A 26,564-nucleotide genomic window follows, 5' to 3' on the forward strand; every position below is an offset into this window, starting at 1 on the left:
AATCATCATTTTTTTAAATTTCTTTGCTTGTTTTTTCTGGATTTAACCGTTGGCCTTAGTTGTTTGGCACTGGTACTATTACAGTTTAACTGTTGCATTTTCAAGGACTTAATTTCCTTGTCCTGTTCAATCAGATGGAGGGTGAGCTCTTCGATCTTTTTAAGTAGAATTTTGTTCATCTCGCCAAGTTCAATTCCGTTCTTTTCTGCTTCTCTGGCCGAAGGAACCTCTGGCAGGTGTTTGTACACCTGTATAAATTTTTCAAGCTCAGGTAAGGGTAGCAGCTCATATTTTGGCGCAAAAACATAATCGGGCATTGCATCAACATCAACCCTGATCTCTCTGGCCCTGATCTTTCCGTTTACTGTTAGCTTCTCGGAGGGTAGATCAGTCCCTATACCCACACTTCCATCAATTACATTCAGGTTGCCAACATAAGTATGGGCATTGTCTCTTATCGTATTAAAGATGGTCACTATGCCACCGTTATCATTCAAGTTGTCGTCACTGATAGAACCAAGTTCCAATGAGCCTGCTAAAAAGTTGCTCACTTTAAAAACCCCCAAATCTGCACCTATTGCCGCTTTTACCCATATTTGGCTTTCTCCTCCAAAATTTAATAGCGCAAACTGCGGTTGCAGCCATGCTGCATAGCCCATACTATGATGCTCCTGAATAGAAAAATTCTGTGAATTGATAAACTGTATCCTTCCCGATACCAATGAAGGCTTATGTGCTGTGGTATGTTTATACGTGTACTCAAATTCGCTGTGCAAACCACCAACTTTAGCCACCAGATACCATTTTCCATCAGCAGGTAAACTGAACTGCTGGGCAGATAAGCTCATACCGCTAAAGAGAGCTAAGATTAAAATGTATAAATGTTTCATTTGATTTTTCCTTTAAGTTCGGATATTTCCTTTTGCTGCCTAGCCAATACTTCGGCCTGCTCGTTCATTTTACGCTCGTGTTCGATCAGGTGTAAAGTGAGTTCTTCTATCTTTTTGAGCAGCAACTTATTCATTTCACCAACGGCCATACCGTCTTTTTCAAACTCCTTTGCTGATGGAATTTCGGGCAAATGTTTATTAACCTTGATATACTGTTCAATTTCGCCAAGTGAAAGCTTACGATAATTTTCTTCAAAAACATAATCTGGTGCACCCTGGCCGTCAACCCGAATTTCGCGGGCTTTGATTTTGCCGTTAACCGTAAGTTTTTCACTAGGGTTGTTCATGCCAATCCCTACGTTACCAGCACTGTTCCAAATGCCACCGGGCAGTTTAATATTAGGAGCACCAAAACCACCATCGTAGCCCAATTCTATCGTTCCATTCCCTACGCGGATAAAATCGACCCTTGATCCAGAATCGTGGAAACCAATAGTGGAATAATCTAAACCATTGAGCAACATGGTGGTTTTACTAGCCCAATCGCTAATGACTGGTGACGAATTTTCTAAAATATTGCCAAGGCTCAAATAACCGTCTGTATTGTGAATAACACTATTGCTGCCCAATACCATTGCACCACCCTGTACATGTAATTTTGCACCTGCATAAGCTGTACCCGTGCCGATACCAATATTTCCACTAGGGCTAATAGAAAGCCCATTAGAAAATTGATTGTTAGCATAAAGTGCCAAACCATTGTATGTAGTAATCATTGCTGTACCATTATGGTCATCACCTGTAATAGTCATTTTTCCTCCCCAGAGATCGAATTTCTCCCGGGGGCTGGGTGTTCCTAAACCTAAAAAACCATTAGCGGCAACACGTAACACCTCACGATTGGCCTGATCAAAGGGACTGGTATGTATAGCCAAGCCAACACTACGGTTAAACCCTAAACCAGGATCTTCACTTACCGCGTAAATACCCACACTTTTTTCTGGTGTTAGCTGATCGGCATCATTTCTTCCAAAAAGCTGAATACCCCATTTATATCCTGCGCCATTCGTTCCTCCCGGATTGGCACTGGTATAAGGTGTTTGGATAAGTAATAAATTATCTATTGTTGAGCCAGATGCGTTGCCATCGGTAAAAGCATCCATTTTCCTGATATGCAGTTTAGCAAAGGGGGTAGGCGTACCAACACCCACACTACCGGCAAAATAGCCCTGTCCATCTGCCCTTACACTAAAAAGGCGGTTACCAGCCGTTACGCCATCAAAATAAAAATTATGAGCACCATTTGGATTATCAGTTAAAGCCCTGAAAATGCCAGCCCCATAACTATATGTACTTCCCAATTGATGGCCTGTAAAAAAAGACTGCCCAGCAGAGGTTTCAATATTGATATTGCCCGAACTGAGTACACCATTACTTTCGGTAAGTATTCTTAACCAGGGTTGTTGAGGATTACCATTGGTTTTGCGTAAATAGAAATTCTGATCAAAAAAACTCCCAGCCATCTGCATGGCATAATTATTAACCTCATTGGAATGTCTTACATCAAGCAAATGCCACCAGCTTGAAGCGCCTGCGGGGTAATTTACCGGCGACTCCGTTTCAAAAAAGCCCGAAACGGCACCAGCATTACCCTGTAAGCCCGCGTCGTTACGTACACCAGTTTGTGCCATAACACCCTGTATTCCAAAAAGAAAAAAAATGATAAAATACTTTAATCTAACACACATTATTTATTAATTTTTAGTAGTTTTTCTATTTCCGTTAAGCGCTCTGCCTGGCTTTTCAATTCTTTTTCCTTTTCAATTAAATGCAGGGTGAGTTCTTCTATTTTTTTCAGCAGGAGTTTATTCATTTCACCAACAGCCATTCCGTCGCGTTCGAATTCTTTTGCAGAAGGTACTTCTGGAAGATGTTTGTTCAAACGGATGTATTTTTCAACCTCGGCAAGTGAAAGTTTATGATAGGTATCTTCAAATACATAGTCAGGCGCACCCTGCCCGTCAACCCGAATTTCGCGAGCCTTGATTTTTCCTTCAACAGTAAGTTTTTCTGCCGGCATCAATGTGCCAATACCAACGTTACCGTTTGGCCATATGGTCATTCGGGTCTGTAGACCATCGCCTTCACGAGTGTAAAACTTCAGGCCTCCCCTGTCAACATGCTGTCCAACTCCATAGTAAGCCTCTACCCTTGCATTTTCTATCCCGAAATCTGAATTGAAAAACCCTAGGCTGCCATAATCATGGTCTGCTCCAGAGGTATTGGGATTTGGAGTATCTGCCCTACTAAGAGCGAGATTGGCATAGGTATGGTTGTTTTTTGCCGTTATACTGGCAAAGGTCTCTCCTTGTGAAGGGATACCCAAAAAATTCCGAAGACTCGTTACATCAAACTTTCGGACAAATTCATCACCCGAAGAGGCAAAAATCCCGGTAAGCGCTGTTGAGCCCACTTCAAGCATGGCCTGAGTCCTGAAATAGTTAGCTTTTATATGACCTCCATCGTCTCTTCTTGCCATCGTATAGGCATTAGCATCATAAGCGTAGCCTACAAAAGCAGAATTCCCAAGTTCCGAAATCAAGGCTAAACGATCCCAAGATGTGTGCTGTATACCGGCGCCCCAATCCCAGTTATTCCTTACCCATACCGCATTACTGGCAGTTTCAAACATTAGCTGGGCATTTCTGGAAGGTTGCCCTAAGCTGATTACCTTAAAATTAGAACTGGTTACCGAACCGTGAGGCGTATTGGTAAGTGTTCCTCCCGCTGTTTCAAATTCATATAGACCAGGTTCCTGATAGGCATTAAAATCTGTGCTTCCGGGCACATAAGTGCTCAATGCATATGGGCCAACAAATGTCCTCATAGAAACAACAGGGGGCGAATGATCTGCAGGTACGCTGATATCCCGTAAAGAATAGATATTTATCTTATTCCGACCTAATGTTTTATTTTTATTAATGGATCCAGCATCAGCCAAGAAATAACTATACTGTTGCGAAAATACAACAGTCGCATTGCACATCAATAAGATATAAAACAATATTCCCTTGATTTTCATTAGTTTTTATTTTTTATACTTTTAGCCTCAGTACTTTTTTTCAGTTTATCGATATCCATCTGCTGTTGACGGATCATTTTTTCCTGATCAATTAAATGCAGCGTGAGTTCTTCTATCTTTTTTAGCAGCAGCTTATTCATCTCTCCAATGGCCATTCCATTGCGTTCGAATTCTTTTGCAGAAGGTACTTCTGGAAGATGTTTGTTCAAACGGATGTATTTTTCAACCTCTGCAAGTGAAAGTTTATGATAGGTATCTTCAAATACATAGTCAGGTGCTCCCTGGCCATCAACGTGTATTTCAAGAGTTTTGATTTTGCCGTTAACCGTAAGTTTTTCGGTTGGATTTAAGGTATTAACACCTACATTACCATTACCAGCTATTATGATATCATCGCCATAAAACCATTCGGCAGGTTTACCATTTTTATTAAATGCTCTACGCGTCCCTAAAATCATTTTCCCTGTAGCATCGCCATTGTTACTATTTCCAGCTACCGTAATAATCCTTCCCTGGCCCCAAGGATTACTTCCATCAACTGAAGCCGGCACAACAAATTCTATCTGTGCACCCCTATCGGCTATTCTGCCACCTGTATTTGCCTGTACAATTAAGCCAGTACCAGCAAACTGATAGTTATTACCACCATCTATTGTTGCATAAGCGCCATTGAGATGTAGTAAACCCAATGGATTAACGGTGCCAATGCCTACGTTACCTACGTTGAAATAACTTGGAATGATATTGTTATTGGCAAGCTGGATGACCGGATTTCCACCACTATTGGCGTTTGTAATTCTTAAGCCATTACTAAAACGGTGAGTGGCCCAACCGTCATTCAGGTCAACAATATCTCCATCATCAGCAAGCTTTATTCCCCCGCCCGTAATATTGCCTGTTGATACTAACAGGTTACCTGAAACAGCAACATCACCACCGGCAACTTCTAATTTTGATGTAGGATTAGCGGTACCAATCCCAATAAAGCGGTTGTCTGCGCGGATATGAAAAATGTCGTTATATTGAATATTATTATAGTGATTGCTTATTGTAAAGTCATTCCCTGAATAATCTGTATACCCCAGCGCCCAGTTTCCATTATAATTTCCAACAGAGGGATCATTTTTTGCGAGACGTACCCCTCCCCAACCATTCGGCTTAACAATCAATAATCCTTCGGCCCAGGGAGCATATTTTGCCAGTATTTTCACATCATCCTCGAAAATACCGGTACCGTTTACATGAAGTCTAGCATTAGCATTCATGGTACCAAGCCCAAGGTTACCTGCCCCATCCAAATGAAAGCGGGGAATACCCTGCGTAAATAGTTTTATCCCTTGAAATCCCGATAAATAAGCGTAGGGAGGAACACCATTTCCTTCCCCGTACCAACCTAAACCGTAATGAGATACATCTTTACCTAAGTAATTAAATCGATCTGGAGGATTGTAGGCCACTGCAGGTATATGCACACCTGCCTCAAAGGTTTGGGCAAAGCAAAAACTGTGAATATGGATCAAAAAAATGATTAACAAAAAACTTAAAAGTTTTTTGTTAGAAAGGGTACAGAAATAGGCTTGGTCCATCATGATTTTTTTCATTTTTATACCATAGTATAACAGCCTCAACATTTAACATGAGCTAACTGCACATTACTATCCATTACATAAAAAATATTTAGGGTAGGTCGACTCATTTTTATACGTTTATGATCGATCTATCCAGTAATTAGTTTGTTTGTGGAGTGGAGAACTCCGGATCGAAGATGAGAGAAAAAAAAGAGATTTTATATAGCCAAGCTCTTCCATTACACGTAAGTGGTATTATGATACCACGAATACGATAAAATGTATGATGAAACCTGTTTTTTACCAATCGTACCTTGCAGATTATTGTATTAAACTTTAACATGAAATTTAACTGTATTACAGTTTATAATGATTCTGCAAGCCTGGATTTGCTGTTTGACTATATTATGCTGATTATTAGTTCGTAGAATACTGATATTATTATCAAACCATGAATCTTCTTTTACCTGAAAATTGCCAATAGGGTTTAAAGTAATCACCGCTGCAGTGCCAGAATCTGGAAAAGCATTTTAAGCATTTGCAACGACAACAGTGAATACAAAAACAGAAATTACGAGCGCTATAAATTTCATTTCTTAAAGGATTTTAGTGTTTTCTCTAATTCAGTGATCTTTAAACGTTGGGCATCCAATAAGTCTCCTTGCTTTTCATTTAGTTTGTGCTCCTCAATGATATACAAAGTGAGTTCTTCAATTTTCTTGAGTAACAATTTATTCATTTCTCCCAGTTCCAATCCATTCTTTTCAGCTTCAATAGCGCTGGGTATTTCTGGCAAGTGTTTGTTCTTTTTAATATAACTTTCTAACTCCTCCAACGGTCCAACCTTATAATCCTCTTCAAAAACATAATCAGGCATACCCAGCGCATCAACACGGATTTCCCGTGCTCTGATTTTACCATTAACGGTAAGTTTTTCGCTTGGTGCAGTTGTACCAATGCCAACATTGCCTTTGTGGTATACATTACCCATTGCATCAAAAGAATGATACAAATTTCCACTGTAGTTTCCACAACCATAGCCCGCACAAGAGTTTCCATAGATTCTAAAAGATTCCGTTTCATCATCATTAAGCTGAAGCTCTAACCAATTGGTATTCGATGCACCTTGAACTTTCCTTAACCGGTAAGGATCGGAGTCATCTCCACCATCTGCATTTCTAAAGGCAATCTCAGGCGTGCTAATAATTCCTCTTACATCCAAAGCTGTTGAGGGTGATGATGTACCAATTCCAATATTTCCATTTCCATTCATAGTCATGAGTTCATTTTCCGCACCCTGATTATTATGGTTATAAAAAGTAAATCCGCCATTAGATCCACCTCCTCCCTGATTGGAAATAAAACTTGCCTCACCCCTACCACCCGACCGGTTAAAACCGATTAACATTTTTCCTGTTCCGTTCAGATAGCCAAGGTTTCCGATAGCTGAATTCGGATCGATGTTACCACCAAATACGGCAGCTCCCGAAACCTCTAAGGCCGCTGCTGGATCCTGCGTTCCTATCCCAAGCCTGCTAGAAGAAAAAAAGCTTGGAGTATTAATAGAGTTAGACAACTGGATTACAGGTGTCCCTCCAGAATTTGCATTATTAATCCTAATTCCATTGCTGAAACGATGGGTTGCCCAACCGTCATTCATGTCAACCATATCACCATCATCACCCAATTTAATTCCTCCTCCTGTTGCATTATTAGCAGAAACATAAAGAGAACCAAACGATCTGATGTCGCCTGCCACATCAAGTTTAAAAGCCGGATTCTGATTGGCTATCCCGATATTACCTGTTGGCAGCATAAAAAGCCCCTCAGTTGTTGCATTGCTATCGCCAGGCTGCAAACCGAAGGTACTCGAGTTGTTTAGCAGACCTAAACCATAAACCATGTAGCTGTTTCGGATTAGCGATATATGAAATAAATTCCCTTGCTGAGCAGGGCGCACAACCTGCAAAAAACCATACCTGGATGGGTCGTAAGCATCTCCAACATCAAGCGAAGAATTAATCCTGACCCCGTTAGTGGTTGTATTGCCCCGATCGGTTACACTTTGTAAGGTTTCTTGCGCATTCAATTGCAAAAAACCACCAAAAACGGCTAAAACGATGCATGTTAATCTCAATTTGTAATTTGATTCGCGTTTCATTCTTTAATATTTTATCTGTGCTACTAATTAATAATTAATCCTACTTATTTGATATATCATGTACACTAAATGAACACGTTATTTCCAACAACCGGTAATCAATCGGTAAGCATTTAGTTTGTTTGTGAAGCTTGAGAACTCCAGATCGAAGATGAACGAAAAAAAAGAAATTTTATACTGCTAACCCCTGCTATTACACGTAAGTGGCATTATGACACCATGAATAGGACAAAATGTAGGATGAAACTGTCATTTTTTTGTTATTCAGGTTTACAGATTATATATTTGATCTACAATAGCTCTCCTTATATGAAATTTAACTGTATTGCAGTGGATGATGATCCCGCAAACTTAGAACTACTATGTGATTACCTCACCACACTTGATAATTACGAACTCATAGAAAGCTTTACCGACCCTATAAAAGCGATGAACCATATTGTTGCTGGAGATAATGTTGATATTGTTTTTATGGACATTGAAATGCCAGGTCTTTCTGGAATAGATTTAGCTAAGATTATCCGGAGTAAAACAAGAAACCTGATTTTTACAACAGCCCATTCTAAATACGCACTAGATGCATTTGAAATCGAAGCTGATGCTTTTCTCCTCAAACCTTTCTCTCTAGGCCATTTTGCCACAGTATTGCATAAATTACAAAGCAGACGTATTCTCCCTATCCAAGAGAAGAAAAAAATTGATGATCAGTATTTCTTTATTAAAAGTAAAAATGATAAATCGAAATTGGTGAAAATCAGGTTTGATGAAATTATAGCAATAGAAAGTATTCAGAATTACATTTCAATATATACCACTCAAAAAACTGTTGTGGCACACATTACCCTTATAAAAATTAAAGAGATACTTAAGAATAATAACTCATTTATTCAGATACATAGATCATTTATTATCTCAAGAAACTATCTAGAGGAAATAGAAAACAACCTGGTAAGAATGAAAAACGATCTATTGCTAACTATTGGAGAGAATTACCGAGATGAACTTATCGGTTTTGTAAAAACAAAAACAATTAGGACTGGCCGGAATTAGTAGATTAGGAAAATACGTTAACTTTTAAGGGAAAATTGCTACTATAATTTCCCCTTTAACTCAATATTTGCTTCAAAATGCCTTATCGATGTTTAAAAGGATGTTCGATAAACTTCTGATTAGCCTGTAGACGTTTTCTTTTTTTATCACGTGAACGAAGGTGTTTCTTTAGGTTATCAATTTTCAAAATTGTTGATAAAACGCCTGTTAATCTGTCCTTAAATCCATTTCGAATAGGTTAATTTTGTAATTGATATGAATACGCCCGACCCGGACAACCAACTTCTTTTAGATTTTTTAGCCACCACCAACCAACCTGTTTTTTTAACCGGTAAAGCTGGAACGGGTAAAACTACCCTCCTACGCAAAATTAGGGATACCACAAAAAAGAATTTCGCCATTGTTGCACCTACAGCTGTTGCGGCAATAAATGCTGGTGGCGTAACACTTCACTCCTTTTTTCAAATTCCTTTCGGCCCTTTGGTTCCGGTTGTTGATGAAAATGCTGAAACGAATTTTAAATACTCTGCTGAAAAAACAAGGTTATTACGCTGCCTTGATTTATTGATCATTGATGAGATTAGTATGGTTAGGGTTGATCTGATTGATTTTATCGACCGTACTTTAAAACGTGTTAAGGGTGCTAACCGTCCATTTGGCGGCGTTCAGGTATTAATGATCGGCGATCTTTACCAGCTCTCTCCTATTTTTCATGATGCCTGGCATATCCTGGGCAATTACTATTCCAGTCCCTATTTTTTCGATAGCTTGGTTTTCAGGTCTACGCCAATGCTTACGTTTACCTTAGATAAAGTTTACCGTCAATCAGACCCCATATTTCTTGATATTTTGAACGGAATGCGAGAAAATAGTCTCAGTGCTGACCTTCTTGCCAAACTGAATGAACGTTACGACCCATCTTTAGATCAGGAATGGAAAGATGATTACATTACTTTAACTACACACAACCAATTGGTTAACGAAATTAACCAGGGTTGTTTAGATAAATTACCCGGAGAAATTTTCGAATTCAATGCGGCCGTAAGTGGCGATTTCCCTAAAGATGCCTATCCTACCGATGAAAAACTCCAGTTAAAGCTGGGTGCACAGGTTATCTTTATCAAAAATGATTCATCGGGGAAAAAGCAGTTTTACAATGGGAAAGCGGCAAAAATTACAGCAATTAGCGAAGATTCGATAAAAGTAACTTTCACGAACAGTAGCAGGGAAATCGAAGTAGAAAAAGAAATCTGGCAAAATGTTAAATATAGCCTGAGCGATGAAGAAAATAAAATTGACGAAACCAGCACCGGATCATTCGCTCAATACCCGTTTAAACTGGCTTGGGCCATTACTGTACACAAAAGCCAGGGATTAACTTTCGATCAGGCGATAGTTGATGTGAGCACTGCATTTACCCACGGACAGGCTTACGTAGCACTGAGCCGTTGCAGAAGCTTGGAAGGACTTATCCTAAAATCGCCTGTAGTTTCCGAAAATATCATTACCGATGCCAAAGTAATCAGTTTTACAAAAGCCGCTCACCAAAATAAACCTACGGCCGATCTGCTGGCCCGTTATACGCAGCAATATGCCTGGGGGCTGATTCATGAGCTGCTGGATTTCTCACTGGTTGCCAAAGATTGGGAAAAACTCGGGCGCTCCAAACTAATCGACAAAGACGAGAAGAATGCCTTTTTATCTATTTACGAACAAGGAAACCAGATTCTTCAGCACGAGATCTTTAAAGTAGCCAGGAATTTTATTGCAAAGGAATTTTCGAAAATAAACACCGATGAAAATCCGGCAAATGAAACTGCTTTTATGGAACGTTTGCAGAAAGCGTCTGATTATTTCGTTCCAAAGCTGGAACAACTCATTACCTTAATGGCAAGAATTGTGGCCATCAACTTTTATAATGATACACACTCGGATAAATTGCTTACGGTATTAAATGATTGTAAAGATGCCCTTGAGATCAAGCTGGCTTTATTTAAAATTTCGTGGACCCCATTTTCAATCAAAGATTATATCAGTACTCTGCACGCAGCAGGCAATAAACAGCCAGAGAAAAAATCGGTTAAACCAAGCATTAAGCCCAAAGAGATTTCCAATCCGCAGGTTTATAAAAACCTGGTCGAATGGCGCAAAACAATCGCGCAGCAGCGTGGCACCCCCGATTATGCCATACTTTCTGACCTAGCATTACTTTCTATTGCCGAAAAAATGCCCAGAACTACCGACCAGCTGGCGGCCCTTAAAAGCGTAGGCATTGGCAATGCAAAAGAACTCGGCCAACAGATTACCCGCATTGTAAACGCCCATTTAGGCACCAGCGAGTTATTTTAAAAAAATTTAGTTCTTCACGCTTTTTTTAATACTTTCGCAACCCCATTTTAGCCGCCAGCCACAGCATATCAAACCATGAGTAAGTTTTTATACGGAATCGATTTTGGAACAACCAATTCGGCACTTTCCATTTATGATGAAGAAAAGAAAGAAATTGTAGATACGATTTCTATCCCTTCATTGATTTATTTTACAGAAGTAAAAAGTCTTGTTGATGGCGAAAGCCATATTGTTGGCGAAAAAGCAATAGATGCCTACCTGAGCGATGGCATGAAAGGCCGTTTTATCAAATCCATCAAACAAATCCTCTCGAGAACTACTTTTACCGAAACCCGTATCCACAATAAAAGATATACAGCATCCGATCTGGTAACGTTAATTCTTAAAGATTTGAAAGCGAAAGCTGATCAGATTATTGGTGAAGATTGCCAAAAAGCCATTATAGGCCGACCGGTTTTCTTTGATGACGACAATACGATGAAAGATACCCTGGCACAAACCAGGTTAAAAAAGGCAGCAGAAAGTGCCGGTTTTACCAATGTCCGTTTTCAATTTGAACCTATCGGTGCAGCCTTTGCCTACGAAAAAACCATCAGTAAGAAAGAACGCGTTTTAGTAGCCGATTTAGGTGGAGGTACAACAGATTTTACCTACCTGATTCTCGATCCGGATAAAGTTGGCAGCAAAGACCGTAAAAACGACATGATTGCATCTGGCGGTATCTACATTGGAGGCGATAGTCTTGATTCTGCATTTATGTGGGATAAAGGCACACCATATTTCGGAAAAAACACCCTATATGAGGCTACACCTGGCAAAGTTTTAAATGTACCTAAATCGCTTTTTGCAAATATTTGCACCTGGGATAAAATGAACTTTTTTAACGGTTTAAAAATTCAGAAAGAGATGGAGGAATATTATTATTACTCAGGAAACGATCCGAAATTTAAAAATCTGATCACCTTGATCGAAAACAACCTGGGTTATTCCCTGTTCAGATCGATAGAGAAAACTAAGATTGAACTTTCTGACCAACTTCATTCTACCTTCGCCTACAGCAATATGGAAATCGAGATTAATGAGAATATTTCGCTCGGGCAGTATAATTCCATCATCGAAAAAGACATTGATAAAATCGATACTTACCTGGATCAGTTTATGGAAACATACAAAATCAACCCTGTTGACATTGATTGTTTGTTTTTAACCGGAGGAACATCGATGGTTTCGGCCGTACAAAATCTGTTTAAAACCAAATTTCCTCACATTCCATTAAACTCTGGCGATAATTTTAAAAGTGTAGCCAAAGGACTAGCCTATAGCGGTTATCTGTTTGAGGATTAATTATACAACCTGTCATTCTGAACGAAGAATCCTAGGACGCTGCAAGAAGAAATGCTGATTTGGATTTGGAGCGCAAGGGTTTGCAAGATGCAGAAACCCTTGTTCCTAAACCAGATTGAGCGGAATAGCCCGCAGCGCAGCGAGGACTATAAGCGAAAGCGAGACTGAAGCTGCCAAGAACCACCGGATGCTCATTTCCTGACTCTATTTCGATCGGTGAGACACCTACCGATAGGATAAGGCTTTATGGTACTTGGAGACAGAAACCATAGCGATGGGGATAAATAGATTTATTATTTGGAGCGCAATGCCTGTACAAAACACTCCCTTTTTTCCCGTTTTTCGCTTTTACGCTTCGCTTCCTCGTACCTCGTTGCTGCAGGGTAACGCTGCAACCGGGGCTAGGTGGCTAATTCATTATTTCATTTTTAGGGTTTGTAAGGTGCAGAAACCCTTGTTCCTAAACCAGATTGAACGGAATAGCCCGCAGCGCAGCGAGGACTATAAGTGAAAGCGGGACTGAAGCTGCCAAGAACCACCGGATGCTCATTTCCTCATTTTAAAACACTAATATTTCGGTCAGCGACGACAGAGGACAAGGGAAACATTTCCTAATGCCTATTGTATTAGATATTACCAGTTGACATGTTCTACCCGCACAAAACTCATTTTCTTTACGTTACTTCACCACCTCATCATCTATTTTTCAATTTCCGACCATTCAAAGAGCGGATTTTCTGATGGCGTTTTAGCCTGTTTCATTAAAGCATAGAGTACTTTAACTGTTTCAGGATTTTTTGCCGCAATATTATTCTTTTCGCTGATATCAGCTTTTAAATTATACAGTTCTAACTTTTCGGCAGTACCTTTTTCTTTAAAACGGATCAATTTCCAATCGCCTTTGGTTAAAGCTTCTTTCAAACCGCTTTCATTAAACTGCCAGTAGAAATATTCATGTTCTTTAACTGCTTTTTTGCCACTTAATAATGGAGAGAACGATAAGCCATCTATATTTTTGGGTGATGTTGTACCCGTAAGATCATCGATCGTTGGCAGTACATCCCAAAATGCCCATGGCGTAGGATTAACCTGCCCCGCCGCAATTTTGCCAGGCGCTCTTACAATCAGTGGTATGCGGATCCCTCCTTCGTACAAATCTCTTTTTACGCCCCTAAATTCGCCACTACTGTTAAAAAATACCGGATCAGCACCACCTTCTTTATGCGGGCCATTATCACTGGTAAAGAAAATGTAGGTATCGTTATCCAAACCTAATTTTTTGATCAACGCTACAATAGTACCTACATCGGCATCAAGCTTATTTACCATTGCCGCAAAAGTAGCATGTGGCTGCGCCTGACTGTTGTAGTTTCCTTTTTTCTCAAAAGGAGTTTCGGGCGGAAATTTACTCGAACCATCTGCATTCTGGAACCTCTTCAATAGTGTTGCAGGTACTTTTAACTCCGCATGTGGAACTGTTAACGGCAGGTATAAAAAGAAAGGCTGATCTTTATTGGCATTAATAAAATCAACAGCTTTATTTACAATCAAGTCTTCAGTATATTTTGTAGTATCAACAGGTACTTCTACTGTTTTACCGCCAACAATTTCGTACAAATGGTTAGTGTAATAATGGTGTGCATGCGATTGATCCAAGTATCCGTAAAAACTATCAAAACCTTTTAAATGTGGCGCACCTTTGCTGTCTTCATCACCTAAACCCCATTTACCAAACATACCTGTTTTATAGCCGTTTCCTTTTAAGCGTTCGGCCAGGGTAGTATCTTGCGCACGTAGCGCAGCAAGGCCATCTTTGGCTTTTGCATTACCTCTTATCCAGGCGTGTCCATGGTATAACCCGTCATCAGCGCACACCTTGAAGGTGCGCAAACGGTATTTCCAGAGTAGAAACGTGTAAACTTAATTCCTTCTTCGGTAAGCTTATCCAGATTTGGCGTAGGGATTTTAGAATTCGGATTAAAGCTGTGTACGTTACCATAACCCAAATCATCGGCCAGTATAAAAATAATATTGGGTTTCTTTTTACCTTGTGCCTTTACAGCAATAAAACTCGCCATTAGCATAGCAAAAGCTATAAATTTGAATGCATTTAGTAAGGAAAAAGATTTCGTAAACGCTTGCTTCATCATGATTATATTTTCGGTAAATATAATTTTTTTCAAATAGACTATAAGTTTACTAGTTTTTTATATTACTCGTGCAAAACCAACGTAGATACCGAATTGTAAATGCTGAAATACAACCACGTAACATATTTAAGAATATTTTTCTTCTTTAGATTAAGATTTTATAATTTAGCAGACGTAAAAATTGGTGCGGCTGATAAAATAGATGCAGTAAGCAAAACTTTACGCGTTAGGCGCGCAAGCAATTAATGTGGTGAGGTCTGGAATACCTGTTCATCTAGAAGAGATGAAATCAAGCTGATGAACATTTCTTTGGCAGACGCACCAATTTTTCATTCAATTTAGGTTAGGCGGCTAAATTGTGATACCGAGATGCCTTTGTGCCGCCTAAAACTCGTACTAAAATTGGTGGTTTGTTCAAAACCCAATAATTCAGCTATTTCATCAACTGTATAATCACTATGAAGCAACAATTCTTCGGCTTCGCGCATAATACGATCTTTGATGAGCACTGTTAGGCTTTTCCCGAGCACACGATCTAAAAATTTATTTAATTTACCTGAACTCATGCCCATGCCTTCTGCATAAAATTGAATGGACCTTTCTTGCTTATAAAATTGTTCTAAAATTGCCCTAAACCTTAATACCTGCTGTAAATCATCTAAAGTTAAAGCAGCAAGATAGCCATCTAAACCAGCTGTAAAACCCAGAAATAACGATAAATATTGTGCTAAAAAGGGCATATCTTTTTTAATATTGATCTCTCTTTTTAGCTGATCGAGTAAACTATAAGTTTTAATTGATTTGTGCGAATCAAGATCCCTGAAAGATAAATTTAAGAAGAGATTCTTAGCCTGAGGATCTAAGTGCTGAAGTAAAAATTCTGCATACAATAAACTGCTAAAACTTAGCCAATAACCTGAAGTAATTTCTCCATCGAGCCTAACCAGGCCTTCTTCCGGAATAAAAAAAATCCTACCTTTTAACAGGGGATAATCGCCAGAATTCATACATAAAAAGCCATTTCCCTCGCGTACAATCAACATACGCATAGGGTATATTGCATGCAATGCATGTTCTCTTTTAAAAAAACCGTTAATTGGCTCTAGCTGTATCATAAAAACTTAAGGATAAACAACAGTAAGATCAAATTTATCAGATTTGGTTACAAGTTGCTAAAATAAATTTATTATAATGATAAAATGCTATCTGCAATACGGGTTAAACATCAAATCGCTAAATCATCATCAATCTTTCAGTTCAAGAATCAACACATTTATTGCAATTGATAATGTTTGGTGCAATTCAAAAGAAACTTTTATCCCCCTTCTTAAATTAAATCCATTTATTAAGCCGTTTTGATAAAATAGAACTTCTTCTCCAATATCGCTCATGATTTTTCCAAAACCCTCATTTTCATTATAATATTCTATTGTACCTTTTGCGCTTGTCACCATTTTTCGACACTTTTGTATTAACTATTTGTTTAGCCCATCAAAAAATTGTGCCAAATAATAATAGACTTACAAATAAAATAGGATACAAGAAACATTCCTTAATAACTATTTTACACAGATAGCACAATTACCTTAATGGCCTCTACACCATTCTGCGTAAATTCAATATCAAACTGAACTATATTATTAGGTTTAATGGGATCGACCACACCGTGGGCAAAAACACTTACTTCTCTCCCTCCATTTGATGGTGTAATACTGCCAACACCTTCTTTTTGGTTATAAAACTTTACTGTACCTAACCTCATCGAATTACTGAATCAGTTTTACATTAACTGCAATAGAACCTTTTTTCCCTTGTTCGATTTCGAACTCTACCCGGTTATTCTGACTTATTTTATCAGTTAAACCTGTAACGTGAACAAAAACTTCTTCCCCGTCTTCTGTTATGATGAAACCAAAACCTTTAGATTCATTATAAAATTTTACTGTTCCCTGCATTTTGATTTAGATTTTAAACCATAAACATACAAAAAACCAAAAAGATTTACTTATTAAATAGATTTCCATACTAAATCGATAGATCAAGCTATAACTAACGATGATTTTAGTGTTGGCATAACCAAAACATATGTAAAAAAGCCAAAGACAGAATTTATAGCTTTCCTATTTTTTATATATGATACACTCAGCATTAATAAATAAATAGGATTTGAATAAAAACATCGATAAAAACAAGCAATATTTTACCAGTATCGAAATTTCGATTGGCATACAATAAGCTGTTAGTCTATATTTATCATTGCATAGTCCAGCAATCCCTAAATTAATAAGGGACTGATGTAAACACCAAAAATGAATTCTGTTTTTTATTCGGATACCGAATTTTGCCGCATCATCAAAATAAACCATTCAAGGAGAAAAATTTCTCCTGAAAAAGTATTTGAAAATTGAACTAACCCTTTTTTCCGCTAAAAATCACAAAGAAAACACTAAAACCACCTAAAAGGAAAACTATTCCAAGAATCAAATTTACTTTATCGCCCATTCCGTAATTTACAGATTAAAATGACAATGACAATAGTCTGACATAAAATAAAACTTAGGGTTGTACGATTTTAAGCTAGATTACTTTTTCATGCAGGTTCTGATGGGTTTGATTTTGTAATGATATAAGCTGATCATTAACCCCGATTTGCAAATTTTAAATCTCTCCGGCCTAAAAGACTCGAGCCCCCGTTCGCATAAATTTTGATACAATACCACTACCTATAAAACTATATCCTATATTTAATAAAAATCCATTAACCAAATAAATGAAAACAACTTTTACCCTACTGTTATCTGCTATTGCATTAGTATTTATATCGGCAACAACACTAAACAAAAACATTTACGAGCATAAGGCTTTCGAATTTTTTCCTAAACATAAAATAGACACACCAGATCAGGACCGCTTTGTAAAAGTTACCCTGGCACAAGGAGAATTTACTGAACCTACCGAAATGACCATCCTCCCTAACCTGGATATTTTGGTAGCACAGCGCAGAGGTGAAGTATTGATTTATAAAAATCAGACTAAAAAAATTAAAGAAGCAGGCAAGCTTGATGTTTATTTTAAAACGAGCACTCCAGGAGTAAATGCAGAAGAAGGTTTGTTGGGCATGGCTGCAGATCCAAAATTTGCGGTTAATAAATATATCTACCTTTTCTACAGTCCGTTTGATAAATCGGTAAACCGACTATCCAGATTTAAGTTAATAAACGATCAGATTGTAAAAGAATCAGAAAAGGTCATTTTAGAATTTTATTCTCAACGCGAAATCTGCTGCCACACCGGTGGCTCTATTGCTTTTGGATCTGATAATTTATTGTATGTTTCAACAGGCGACAACTCTACTCCTTTTGATGCACCTAAACAACAATATGTAAATAAAGGCTATGCCCCGCTCGACAACAGAAAGGGATTTGAACAGTACGATGCCAGGAGATCGGCTGGAAACACCAACGATTTACGGGGCAAAATTTTAAGGATTAAAGTAAACGAAGATGGAACTTACAGCATTCCTGATGGTAACCTTTTTTCTAAAAACGATCCAAAAGCCAGACCAGAAATTTATGTTATGGGGAACAGAAACCCTTATCGTATTTCTGTTGATCAGAAAACTAACTTTTTATACTGGGGCGAGGTTGGGCCTGATGCGAGTAATGATGATGATTTAAGAGGTCCTAGAGGCTACGATGAAGTAAACCAGGCCCGTAAAGCGGGTAATTTTGGTTGGCCCTTATTTATTGGCAATAACTATCCTTATAAAGCTTACGATTATACCAATGGAACAAACGGGAATGCATTTGATCCTGCAAAACCAATTAATAACTCGCCAAACAATACGGGATTGGAACAACTTCCGCCAGCACAACCTGCTTATATCTGGTATCCATATGGCGAATCGAAAGAATTTCCACAGGTTGGTGCAGGTGGCCGCACGGCAATGGCCGGTCCGGTGTATTATGCCACGGCAAATTCAGCATATCCGGCTTATTATAACGGAAAACTGATCATTTATGAATGGGTACGTGGATGGGTTAAAGCAGTTACGATGAATGCGCAGGGCGATTACCTGAGCATGGAGCCCTTTATGTCTAAAGTCTCTTTAGCAGCACCTATTGATATGGAATTGGGGCCTGATGGGAAATTATACATCCTCGAGTATGGCAAAGGATGGTTTACCAAAAATCCTGATGCTGCAATTACCAGAATCGATTACCTGAAAGGCAACCGCCCACCTTTAGTTGTAAGCCTGAACATTGCAAAAACCAGTGGTTTGCTCCCTTATAAAATGACGGCAACTGTTACCGCTAAAGATCCTGATGGTGATCCTTTAACTTATGTATGGAACTTAGGAAAAGGAATAACCAAAGTAACCACTACGCCAACCCTTCAGTATACTTATACTAAAACAGGCGAATATCCGGTAAGCGTTACCGTAATAGATAATAGTAAAGCCTCGGCAAAGAGCCAGGTAATACCGGTTTTTGCAGGTAACGAATACCCAATTGTAAATATTGACTTAGCTGGAAATAAGAGTTTTTACTTCCCTAATAAACCGGTTGATTATAAAGTTTTAGTAAGCGATAAAGGTGCTAAAGTGAATAACAATCGTATATACATTTCAAATACTTATACCGAAGGAACCGATTTAGCTGGCGCACAATTAGGGCACCAACAGGCCGCACAAACTATGATTGGCAAAGTACTAATGCTAAAATCTGATTGTAGTACCTGCCACAAAGAATCGGCTGTTTCTATCGGGCCAGCCTTTGAAAAAATTGCAGCAAAATATAAGAACGATAGTAAAGCGGTTGATTATCTGGCTTCAAAAGTGATTGGCGGTAGCCACGGCGTATGGGGAGAAGTACCAATGCCTGCACATAGCACTATGAAAGAAGCTGAAGTGAAAAAAATTACGGAGTGGATTATGACTTTGGGTAATAAGGAAGCTGTTAAAGCATCGCTCCCAACTTCTGGCAAAATTGTTCCGTCAGCAGCTACTGATAAAAAGAAATCGGTACTAACCCTGAAAGCAACTTATACGGATGCAGGTGCTGTGGGTTTAAAACCTTTAACCACTACAAATGTCATCAATCTTAAAAGCAGTATCATTGATGCCGATGATATTAAAGATTTTGGAGGTTTTCAGCGAAAAGATGTTTTTGGAGGTGAAAAACTTGTCTTAACTAAGGATAATGGCTGGTTAGCCATTAAAAATATCGATTTAACTGGCATTTCGGGCTTTGGTTTTTCTTTCTTAAACCTTGATCAAGGTGCTGATGGAGAAATTGAAATCCGGTTGGATGATAGTAAAGGCATTATGATCGGAAAATCTACTTTTAGAAAAAGTATCCCGATCAATATGCTTTCGGATGGAAAATTTCATTCTATTTATTTTATATTCAAAGAATTAACAACGAATGACAAAAAGAATAGGCCAATTATCCAATCGATAACAGTAGAGCCGAAATAGGTCTATAAATAAAATTATTTTGATGCTGCGTCATTCCCGCGAAGGCGGGAATCTTAATGCAAATAGAAAATACCACTAAAGCATTAAGATTCCCAATCAAGTTGGGAATGACGCATCTACAAAGTATTACTATCCAATTAAGCACTTCGGGTTTTTTATTGTAAAAAAATGCCGATTAATACCCTTCATTAAATCAGCAATAATATCTTTGCAGCAAATCCCGATGATTTACATGCAAAACATTAAAAACATTATTTTCGATTACGGAAACGTAATATTTGATATCGATTTCAGAATTGCTCAGGCTTCTTTTCAAAAATTGGGTATTACCGATATTGAAAATTTCTTTGCCCACAAAGCACACAATAAACTATTTGATGATTTTGAAACAGGTGCAATTTCTCCTGCCGAGTTTAGAGCAGGAATTAGAAAAGCTGCAGGAAAGCCAGAATTAACCGACCAGCAGATTGATGATGCATGGAACAGCCTTTTAATTGGAACCATACAGCAAAACCACGATTTATTGCTTGAAGTAAAAGAAAAATACCGTACTTTTTTGTTAAGCAACAACAACGAAATCCACTACGACTGGATCATCAATTACCTGCAAGCAACCTTCCAGATCAATAATTACGATGATTATTTTGAGAAAGCTTATTTCTCCCAGCACATGAAACTGCGTAAACCCAATACCAATATTTTTGAACAGGTATTAAAGGAAAATAATCTCGATCCGGCCGAAACCTTATTTATAGACGACAGCCCTCAACATATTGAAGGCGCCAAAAAAGTAGGATTAAATGCATTATTAATGACCGAAAAACCGGCACAACTGGGCGCCTTTTTAAAAGCGAACGGAATTTTGTAAATTAGTATATGTCGGAAAAAAAGTTTAAGTCGCTAAAAGAGTTCTACCCTTTTTACTTATCAGAACATAGCAATACCACATCGCGTATTTTACATTTTATCGGTACCGGATTGGTTTGCCTGGCTTTCTTTACCGGCTTTCTTTTTCACAATTGGCATTTCTTTCTGGCCATACCCGTATTGGGATATGGTTTTGCATGGGTTGGGCATTTCTTTTTCGAGAAAAACAAGCCTGCTACTTTTCAATATCCAGGTTATAGTTTAGCTAGTGATTTTATCCTTTTTTACGACCTGTTAACGGGAAAACAATCTTTTGTAGTGAAGAAATAGTTTTCAGTAGTTTAAAAAACTACCTTTCAACATAAACTCGATTGAAGCGGCATCCCCCAATCCTTCATTGGGGATATAGCGCAAAGCGAGGTTGCATGTTCCGAAGGACTACTGCATGTTCATTTCCAAAAAAATAATGATAATTATAAGATATGAAAGATGCTGATCCCGATGCAAAATCGGGACAGTATGACGATGCGTAAACAAAAACAGTTGGCAATTTTCAATTGGCAGTATCAATTACCGCCCAAAACTGAAAACGACCAACTGTGAACTGAAAACTGAACTACAGTTTCCTTCTTTTTAATTCTCTTTCAATCAAACCTAACTCACGGCCTGTTTGTCCGGCCACCGAAGTATTTTCTTGTGCTCTTCTGAATAAATAAGGCATTACCGCTTTAATTGGCCCGTAAGGAACATATTTTGCCACATTATAATTAGAATCAGCAAGATTAAAGCTTAAGTTATCACTCATCCCCAACAACTGGGCAAAATATACATGAGGATGATTATGCGTTATATTTTTTTCCTCCAAAAGGTAAGTTAATAAGCGGCTGCTATCTTCATTGTGCGTTCCGGCAACAATGGCAATGTCTTCAATATGATCAACACAATAACGTAAAGATTCATTGTAATCGCGGTCTGAAGCTGCCTTATCTGGCTGAATTGGCGAAGGATATCCCATTTCTGCTGCACGTTTACGTTCTTTTTCCATATAGGCACCCCGAACCATTTTCACGCCCAGAATAAAACCATCAGCTTTGGCAATCAAATGGTCGGCTTTCATATCGGCTAACTTATCATGACGGTACATTTGGTAAGTATTGTAAACAATAATCCGTTCACGGTTAAATTTACGCATCATCGCTAAGGCCAATTCGTCGATTGTATCCTGAATCCAGGTTTCCTCAGCATCGATCATAATTGGTACGCCTTTATCGAAAGCTGTTTGGCAAATCATTTCGCAACGTTGTTTTACCTTCTCATACTCAGCCACTTCACTGGCATTTAGGGTTTCTTTAGCATCTAGTTTTTGCAATAAGGCAAAACGGCCAATTCCGGTAATTTTGAAAACCGTAATCGGAATTTTAACATCACCATCAGCACGGATAATGGTACGGATAATTTCGGCACAGGTTTCGTCAAAAACCTGCTCTTCTTCTTCTCCTTCTACCGAATAATCTAAAATGGTGCCTACACCACCTTTATGTAGTTGTTCAATGGCCTTATCACATTCGGCAATGGTTTCGCCACCGCAAAACTGCTGAAAAATAGTTGCTTTAATAGCGCCCTGGATCGGCAAACCGATATTTAAAAAGAAGTTTGTAATGGCCGGACCAACTTTAGTAAGAAAATTACTTCCGATCATTTTAAAAAGCCAGTATGCTTTTTTTAGTTCGTGGTTAGATTTTTGACGGAAAGCTATTTCCGTGTTGTCGAAATTTGGTTGTTTGTTGGGGGATAAGTCCATTTTTACTTTAATAATAAGTCAGATTGGTGCAAAATTATAAAAAGCATTGGTTGTTAAAACTAAAAACCTCTAAATAATCGTATTTTTGCAGAAAATGATACAATTCAAATTAGAGGGCGAATTTATTCCATTAATCCAACTGCTAAAAGCAAGTGGATTGGTTGGCAGTGGCGGTGATGCCCAAACCGTTGTTGAGGATGGTTTAGTAAAAACTAACGGTGAGGTCGAATTCCGCAAACGCTATAAGGTTAGAGTTGGAGATATTATTACTTTTGGCGAAAATAAAATAGAAATTATTTAATGGAACCACTAACCAGCGCAGGCCACACCCTTTATTTCGAAAGCAGTTTAACAGCACTAAAAACACTTTTAGAAAGCAATAAATACAGCAAAGTTTTTGTACTAGCTGATGAGCATACCAGCGAGATCTGCTTACCGCTATTCCAGTCACTTTTAGATGATTTTTCGGAATTTGATCTGATCGAAACTTCAGCAGGAGAAGAAAATAAAAATATTGATTTTTGTATCGGTATCTGGAAAACCCTTTTGGATTTTGAAGCCGACCGCAAAAGTTTGATGATTAATTTAGGTGGTGGCGTGATTACCGATATGGGTGGATTTATTGCTTCAACTTATAAAAGAGGTATAGATTTTATCAATATACCCACTACCCTTTTATCGCAGGTGGATGCTTCGGTAGGTGGCAAAACAGGGATCGATATCGACAATGTAAAAAACATGGTAGGTACCTTTACCTTGCCACAAATGGTTTTTATCGAAACTGCATTCTTAAAAACATTACCACAGCGCGAGCTGTTATCGGGCTTTGCCGAAATGATTAAACATGGCTTGATTTATGATAAGCCATATTACGAAAAATTAAAAGAAAGTAATTACTTAACCCCTTCGGCAGAAGATATTTATCGGTCTGTAGAAATTAAAAACGAGGTGGTTACTATCGATCCGCATGAAAAAAACCTGCGTAAGATTTTAAACTTCGGGCACACTATTGGGCATGCCATAGAAGGTTATTCTTTAGCGAATGACGAGAATCCTTTAACACATGGCGAAGCCATTGCCATCGGATTTGTTTGTGAGGCAGCTTTATCAATCAAAAACAGCACGCTAACGAAAGCGGAACTGAATGATATTAGCGGATATATCTTATCGTTATATCCTAAATACCAGATTAAAAAAGAAAGCTTCGATACCCTTTTAGAATTGATGCAGAGCGACAAAAAGAATGAAGATGGAAACATCCTCTTTTCGCTTTTAGAAAGCACAGGTAAATGCACGTTTAACTGCCGTGTAAGTACAGCTGATATTTTAAGCAGTTTAGATTATTATAACAGTTTATAAAATGAATTTTACCGGAAGTGATATTTCTGTTATCGGGCTATTTGGTTTCGTAATCGTTTTAACCTTGGTTGAAATGTATTTCAGCTATGCGCACGACAGAAAATTATATACCAAACGCGATACCTGGACGAACATTTACCTGATGACGGCCGCTATTGTGATTAATTTAGCAACAAAAACAGGTACTTTTTTTCTACTGCAATACTGTTATCAATTCCGTTTGTTCCAAATCCATAACATTTGGATTTACTGGTTTGTTTTGATTTTAGCGCAAGATTTCCTATATTGGTTTTTGCATACAGTTGGCCATTACGTACGCTTTTTCTGGGCGATGCACGTTACGCATCACTCGTCTGAACATTTCAACTTAACCACCGGGTTCCGTTCAACCGTTTTCGAGCCATTGTACCGTGTTTTCTTTTATTTGCCCCTGGCTTTTATGGGTTTCACCGCTGTTGATATCCTTTTTGCTTACCTGGTGACCCAAATTTATGGCAACCTGGTTCACACACAGTACAACATTAAGCTTCCCAAATGGTACGGGTATATTTTCGTAACGCCATCACACCATCGCGTGCACCATGCCAGTAATGTACGTTACTTAGATAAAAACATGGGTATGGTTTTAATTCTTTGGGACAGATGGTTCGGCACTTTTCAAGAAGAGTTACCAGAAGATGTGGTTAAATACGGTTTAACTACTCAGCCTGAAGATACTGGTGCGGTTAATATTATTTTCCACGAGTTTATTGCATTGAGTGCTGATGTTAAAAAAGCGCCAACTTTTATGGATAAAGTGAAATACATTTTTAATCCGCCTGGATGGAGCCATGATGGAAGCACCAAAATTGCTAAAATTATGCAACAGGAATTACGTGAGGAGGAACAGAAAAGATACGAAGCACTGCAACAGGACAAAGTAAAAGGGCTTAATGATCGAGGAGAATTAAGTTCTACAGGATAAAAATAATCTAAAGGTCTGTGTCTCCACAGACCTTTTTTGTTAATATTTCATTTACTTTTTTAGCCACAGATGCACGCAGATAAACAATGAAGAATTTTAGTATTCGAAAAATCTGTCATTCCCAGCGCAGCGAAGAATCGATAACTGTGGTGAACAGGTGTTTCATCGTTTGCATGTACTTCATTACGCTTTTATTGATAGTACTCAATTAGTACAGTCGTCATTCCCGCGCAGGTGGGAATCTTAATACTTTTGCATTAAGATTCCCAATCAAGTTGGAAATGACGATCTCGCGCTTCTGATCATGTCTAATCAATTTTCTAACCCTAACCATATAAAAATCCGTTTTTAAGCCATTTCAAGAAGCAAAAAGACCTATCAATAAACTAGTCCATTTTTAACAAAATTAAATTTTATTAAAAATATTTTCAATTTCCTATTGACAAATTAAATTTTGTTACTACATTTGGCTCAACAAAAAAAGAAATGCAAATTACAAACACATATTACTTTGGTTACTTTTACTATTTTAGTGAGAGCCGGGGCTAATATGCAAAAAGATATATAACAATATTAAAATGTATAAAAAAGTCCCGGCAAACAGCCGGGACTTTTTTGTTTTAACGCAAAAATGGAAACGACAAAACGAGTAGCAATTCAGGGTATTAAAGCATCTTTCCACGAGGAGGCCGCCTACAAATTCTTTGGTAAAGACATTGAAACGGTTGAGTGTAATTCTTTTAAAGAAACCTGCGACAAACTAGAGCAAAACGATGCCGATTTCGTAGTAATGGCTATCGAAAACTCTATCGCCGGCAGTTTATTACCAAACTATACACTGATCAGAGATTTTGGTTTTTCGGTTGTGGGAGAGGTTTACTTACCTATCCAATTGCACTTAATGGCATTACCAGGTGTAAAGTTTGAGGATATTAAAGTGGTTACTTCGCACCCTATTGCCATCCGCCAGTGTATCGATTTCTTTTACGATTATCCGCACATTAAAATTGTAGAGAGCAACGATACTGCTGCCTGTGCAAAAAGGATCCAGGAAGAGCAATTAACCGATACCATGGCCATTGCAAACAGTTTAGCTGCAGAACTTTACAGTTTGAATATCTTAGAACGCCGGGTAGAATCGAACAAGAAAAACTATACCCGTTTTCTGATTCTTAAAAAAGATAAAACAGACGAAGGAAAGAAGATAAACAAAGCATCGATCTGTTTCCAGGTTGGCCACAAGGCAGGCTCACTGGCAACGGTGTTAAATATTTTCGCAGAACAGGATGTAAGCTTAACAAAAATACAATCTATGCCTGTTTTAGGTAAAAGAAACGAGTATTACTTTTACGTCGATTTAGAATGGCCAAGTACCGAAAAATATGATAAGGCCATTAGAAAGGCATTAAAATATACGTCGAACTTTAACATCCTGGGCGAGTACCAGAAGAACGATAAAGTATAAACAGCTAGCCGTAAACAATTTTCAGTTGACAATTC

Annotated in this window: 22 protein-coding genes; 10 read left to right on the top strand and 12 right to left on the bottom strand. The window is 38.3% G+C overall.

Features of this window, described 5'->3' with window-relative positions:
• Positions 1–5: 5 nt before the first annotated feature.
• From H9N25_RS11900 to H9N25_RS11920, 5 genes are all read right to left on the bottom strand, one after another.
• A complete protein-coding gene (locus H9N25_RS11900) occupies positions 6–890 on the bottom strand; it encodes a hypothetical protein (protein ID WP_190329046.1) in 885 nt (294 codons plus the stop codon).
• Complete coding sequence (locus H9N25_RS11905; RefSeq protein ID WP_190329047.1) at positions 887–2,638, bottom strand: hypothetical protein; 1,752 nt, start codon at positions 2,636–2,638, stop codon at positions 887–889. The genes H9N25_RS11900 and H9N25_RS11905 overlap by 4 nt, the downstream gene beginning before the upstream one ends.
• Entirely contained in the window at positions 2,638–3,972 is a 1,335-nt protein-coding gene (locus H9N25_RS11910; protein ID WP_190329048.1) for a tail fiber protein, read from the bottom strand. Before H9N25_RS11910 ends, H9N25_RS11905 begins: the two co-directional genes overlap by 1 nt.
• Positions 3,972–5,573, bottom strand: a complete 1,602-nt coding sequence (locus H9N25_RS11915; RefSeq protein ID WP_190329049.1) for a hypothetical protein — start codon at positions 5,571–5,573, stop codon at positions 3,972–3,974. The genes H9N25_RS11910 and H9N25_RS11915 overlap by 1 nt, the downstream gene beginning before the upstream one ends.
• 556 nt (positions 5,574–6,129) lie before the next feature.
• Positions 6,130–7,701, bottom strand: coding sequence for a tail fiber protein (locus H9N25_RS11920; protein WP_190329050.1), 1,572 nt, complete (start codon positions 7,699–7,701; stop codon positions 6,130–6,132).
• A gap of 309 nt (positions 7,702–8,010) precedes the next feature.
• Between H9N25_RS11920 and H9N25_RS11925 the strand changes: the two genes are divergently transcribed.
• The 3 genes from H9N25_RS11925 (at position 8,011) to H9N25_RS11935 (ending at position 12,444) form a co-directional block, all read left to right on the top strand.
• Positions 8,011–8,751 carry a LytR/AlgR family response regulator transcription factor gene (locus tag H9N25_RS11925; protein ID WP_190329051.1) on the top strand — a complete coding sequence of 247 codons (741 nt, stop codon included), beginning with the start codon at positions 8,011–8,013 and terminating at the stop codon, positions 8,749–8,751.
• 255 nt (positions 8,752–9,006) lie between these two features.
• The gene (locus H9N25_RS11930; RefSeq protein WP_190329052.1) at positions 9,007–11,100 is read left to right on the top strand and encodes an HRDC domain-containing protein; all 2,094 of its coding nucleotides are present in this window, start codon (positions 9,007–9,009) and stop codon (positions 11,098–11,100) included.
• A gap of 75 nt (positions 11,101–11,175) precedes the next feature.
• Positions 11,176–12,444 (top strand): Hsp70 family protein, encoded by a 1,269-nt coding sequence (locus H9N25_RS11935; protein WP_190326016.1) that lies wholly within the window; start codon positions 11,176–11,178, stop codon positions 12,442–12,444.
• A gap of 699 nt (positions 12,445–13,143) precedes the next feature.
• Here H9N25_RS11935 and H9N25_RS25045 read toward each other — a convergent pair.
• The 6 genes from H9N25_RS25045 to H9N25_RS11960 form a co-directional block, all read right to left on the bottom strand.
• Positions 13,144–14,334 carry a sulfatase-like hydrolase/transferase gene (locus H9N25_RS25045; RefSeq protein WP_255524449.1) on the bottom strand — a complete coding sequence of 397 codons (1,191 nt, stop codon included), beginning with the start codon at positions 14,332–14,334 and terminating at the stop codon, positions 13,144–13,146.
• The gene (locus H9N25_RS25050; protein WP_255524450.1) at positions 14,277–14,627 is read right to left on the bottom strand and encodes a sulfatase-like hydrolase/transferase; all 351 of its coding nucleotides are present in this window, start codon (positions 14,625–14,627) and stop codon (positions 14,277–14,279) included. Before H9N25_RS25050 ends, H9N25_RS25045 begins: the two co-directional genes overlap by 58 nt.
• Positions 14,628–14,932: 305 nt before the next feature.
• On the bottom strand, positions 14,933–15,709 hold the full coding sequence (locus H9N25_RS11945; RefSeq protein WP_190326017.1) for a helix-turn-helix domain-containing protein: 777 nt from the start codon (positions 15,707–15,709) through the stop codon (positions 14,933–14,935).
• 129 nt (positions 15,710–15,838) lie between these two features.
• Complete coding sequence (locus H9N25_RS11950; protein ID WP_190326018.1) at positions 15,839–16,048, bottom strand: cold-shock protein; 210 nt, start codon at positions 16,046–16,048, stop codon at positions 15,839–15,841.
• A gap of 110 nt (positions 16,049–16,158) precedes the next feature.
• The gene (locus H9N25_RS11955) at positions 16,159–16,356 is read right to left on the bottom strand and encodes a cold-shock protein (protein ID WP_167294968.1); all 198 of its coding nucleotides are present in this window, start codon (positions 16,354–16,356) and stop codon (positions 16,159–16,161) included.
• Positions 16,357–16,360: 4 nt separating this feature from the next.
• Entirely contained in the window at positions 16,361–16,549 is a 189-nt protein-coding gene (locus H9N25_RS11960) for a cold-shock protein (protein WP_167294969.1), read from the bottom strand.
• An 815-nt stretch (positions 16,550–17,364) separates the two neighbouring features.
• Between H9N25_RS11960 and H9N25_RS11965 the strand changes: the two genes are divergently transcribed.
• The 3 genes from H9N25_RS11965 (at position 17,365) to H9N25_RS11975 (ending at position 21,270) form a co-directional block, all read left to right on the top strand.
• Positions 17,365–20,073, top strand: a complete 2,709-nt coding sequence (locus H9N25_RS11965; protein ID WP_190326019.1) for a PQQ-dependent sugar dehydrogenase — start codon at positions 17,365–17,367, stop codon at positions 20,071–20,073.
• Positions 20,074–20,305: 232 nt separating this feature from the next.
• Entirely contained in the window at positions 20,306–20,941 is a 636-nt protein-coding gene (locus H9N25_RS11970) for an HAD family hydrolase (RefSeq protein ID WP_190326020.1), read from the top strand.
• 8 nt (positions 20,942–20,949) lie between these two features.
• Positions 20,950–21,270: a DUF962 domain-containing protein gene (locus H9N25_RS11975; RefSeq protein WP_190326021.1), complete on the top strand. Its 321-nt coding sequence runs from the start codon at positions 20,950–20,952 to the stop codon at positions 21,268–21,270.
• 286 nt (positions 21,271–21,556) lie between these two features.
• Here H9N25_RS11975 and H9N25_RS11980 read toward each other — a convergent pair whose 3' ends face one another.
• Positions 21,557–22,741, bottom strand: a complete 1,185-nt coding sequence (locus tag H9N25_RS11980) for a proline dehydrogenase family protein (RefSeq protein WP_190326022.1) — start codon at positions 22,739–22,741, stop codon at positions 21,557–21,559.
• 94 nt (positions 22,742–22,835) lie between these two features.
• On the opposite strand from H9N25_RS11980, the gene H9N25_RS11985 reads away from it, so the two are divergent.
• The 4 genes from H9N25_RS11985 to H9N25_RS12000 all read left to right on the top strand — a co-directional run bounded on the left by H9N25_RS11985 (position 22,836) and on the right by H9N25_RS12000 (position 26,529).
• A complete protein-coding gene (locus H9N25_RS11985; protein WP_090497219.1) occupies positions 22,836–23,042 on the top strand; it encodes an RNA-binding S4 domain-containing protein in 207 nt (68 codons plus the stop codon).
• Positions 23,042–24,100, top strand: a complete 1,059-nt coding sequence (gene aroB, locus H9N25_RS11990; RefSeq protein WP_167294974.1) for a 3-dehydroquinate synthase — start codon at positions 23,042–23,044, stop codon at positions 24,098–24,100. The genes H9N25_RS11985 and aroB overlap by 1 nt, the downstream gene beginning before the upstream one ends.
• A gap of 1 nt (position 24,101) precedes the next feature.
• Entirely contained in the window at positions 24,102–25,064 is a 963-nt protein-coding gene (locus H9N25_RS11995) for a sterol desaturase family protein (protein ID WP_190326023.1), read from the top strand.
• 631 nt (positions 25,065–25,695) lie between these two features.
• On the top strand, positions 25,696–26,529 hold the full coding sequence (locus H9N25_RS12000) for a prephenate dehydratase (RefSeq protein ID WP_190326024.1): 834 nt from the start codon (positions 25,696–25,698) through the stop codon (positions 26,527–26,529).
• Positions 26,530–26,564: the final 35 nt, after the last annotated feature.

Origin of the sequence: Pedobacter riviphilus, assembly GCF_014692875.1 — a bacterium.
GTDB classification, from domain to species: Bacteria; Bacteroidota; Bacteroidia; order Sphingobacteriales; family Sphingobacteriaceae; genus Pedobacter; species Pedobacter riviphilus.

Coding starts and splice junctions, on each gene's coding strand:
- H9N25_RS11935 (WP_190326016.1), top strand. CDS start 11,176: ATGAGTAAGTTTTTATACGGAATCGATTTTGGAACAACCAATTCGGCA.
- aroB (WP_167294974.1), top strand. CDS start 23,042: ATGGAACCACTAACCAGCGCAGGCCACACCCTTTATTTCGAAAGCAGT.
- H9N25_RS11965 (WP_190326019.1), top strand. CDS start 17,365: ATGAAAACAACTTTTACCCTACTGTTATCTGCTATTGCATTAGTATTT.
- H9N25_RS11970 (WP_190326020.1), top strand. CDS start 20,306: ATGCAAAACATTAAAAACATTATTTTCGATTACGGAAACGTAATATTT.
- H9N25_RS11930 (WP_190329052.1), top strand. CDS start 9,007: ATGAATACGCCCGACCCGGACAACCAACTTCTTTTAGATTTTTTAGCC.
- H9N25_RS11910 (WP_190329048.1), bottom strand. CDS start 3,972: ATGAAAATCAAGGGAATATTGTTTTATATCTTATTGATGTGCAATGCG.
- H9N25_RS11920 (WP_190329050.1), bottom strand. CDS start 7,701: ATGAAACGCGAATCAAATTACAAATTGAGATTAACATGCATCGTTTTA.
- H9N25_RS11900 (WP_190329046.1), bottom strand. CDS start 890: ATGAAACATTTATACATTTTAATCTTAGCTCTCTTTAGCGGTATGAGC.
- H9N25_RS11980 (WP_190326022.1), bottom strand. CDS start 22,741: ATGGACTTATCCCCCAACAAACAACCAAATTTCGACAACACGGAAATA.
- H9N25_RS11955 (WP_167294968.1), bottom strand. CDS start 16,356: ATGAGGTTAGGTACAGTAAAGTTTTATAACCAAAAAGAAGGTGTTGGC.
- H9N25_RS11985 (WP_090497219.1), top strand. CDS start 22,836: ATGATACAATTCAAATTAGAGGGCGAATTTATTCCATTAATCCAACTG.
- H9N25_RS11905 (WP_190329047.1), bottom strand. CDS start 2,638: ATGTGTGTTAGATTAAAGTATTTTATCATTTTTTTTCTTTTTGGAATA.
- H9N25_RS11925 (WP_190329051.1), top strand. CDS start 8,011: ATGAAATTTAACTGTATTGCAGTGGATGATGATCCCGCAAACTTAGAA.
- H9N25_RS11975 (WP_190326021.1), top strand. CDS start 20,950: ATGTCGGAAAAAAAGTTTAAGTCGCTAAAAGAGTTCTACCCTTTTTAC.
- H9N25_RS11960 (WP_167294969.1), bottom strand. CDS start 16,549: ATGCAGGGAACAGTAAAATTTTATAATGAATCTAAAGGTTTTGGTTTC.
- H9N25_RS11950 (WP_190326018.1), bottom strand. CDS start 16,048: ATGGTGACAAGCGCAAAAGGTACAATAGAATATTATAATGAAAATGAG.
- H9N25_RS11945 (WP_190326017.1), bottom strand. CDS start 15,709: ATGATACAGCTAGAGCCAATTAACGGTTTTTTTAAAAGAGAACATGCA.
- H9N25_RS11995 (WP_190326023.1), top strand. CDS start 24,102: ATGAATTTTACCGGAAGTGATATTTCTGTTATCGGGCTATTTGGTTTC.
- H9N25_RS12000 (WP_190326024.1), top strand. CDS start 25,696: ATGGAAACGACAAAACGAGTAGCAATTCAGGGTATTAAAGCATCTTTC.
- H9N25_RS11915 (WP_190329049.1), bottom strand. CDS start 5,573: ATGAAAAAAATCATGATGGACCAAGCCTATTTCTGTACCCTTTCTAAC.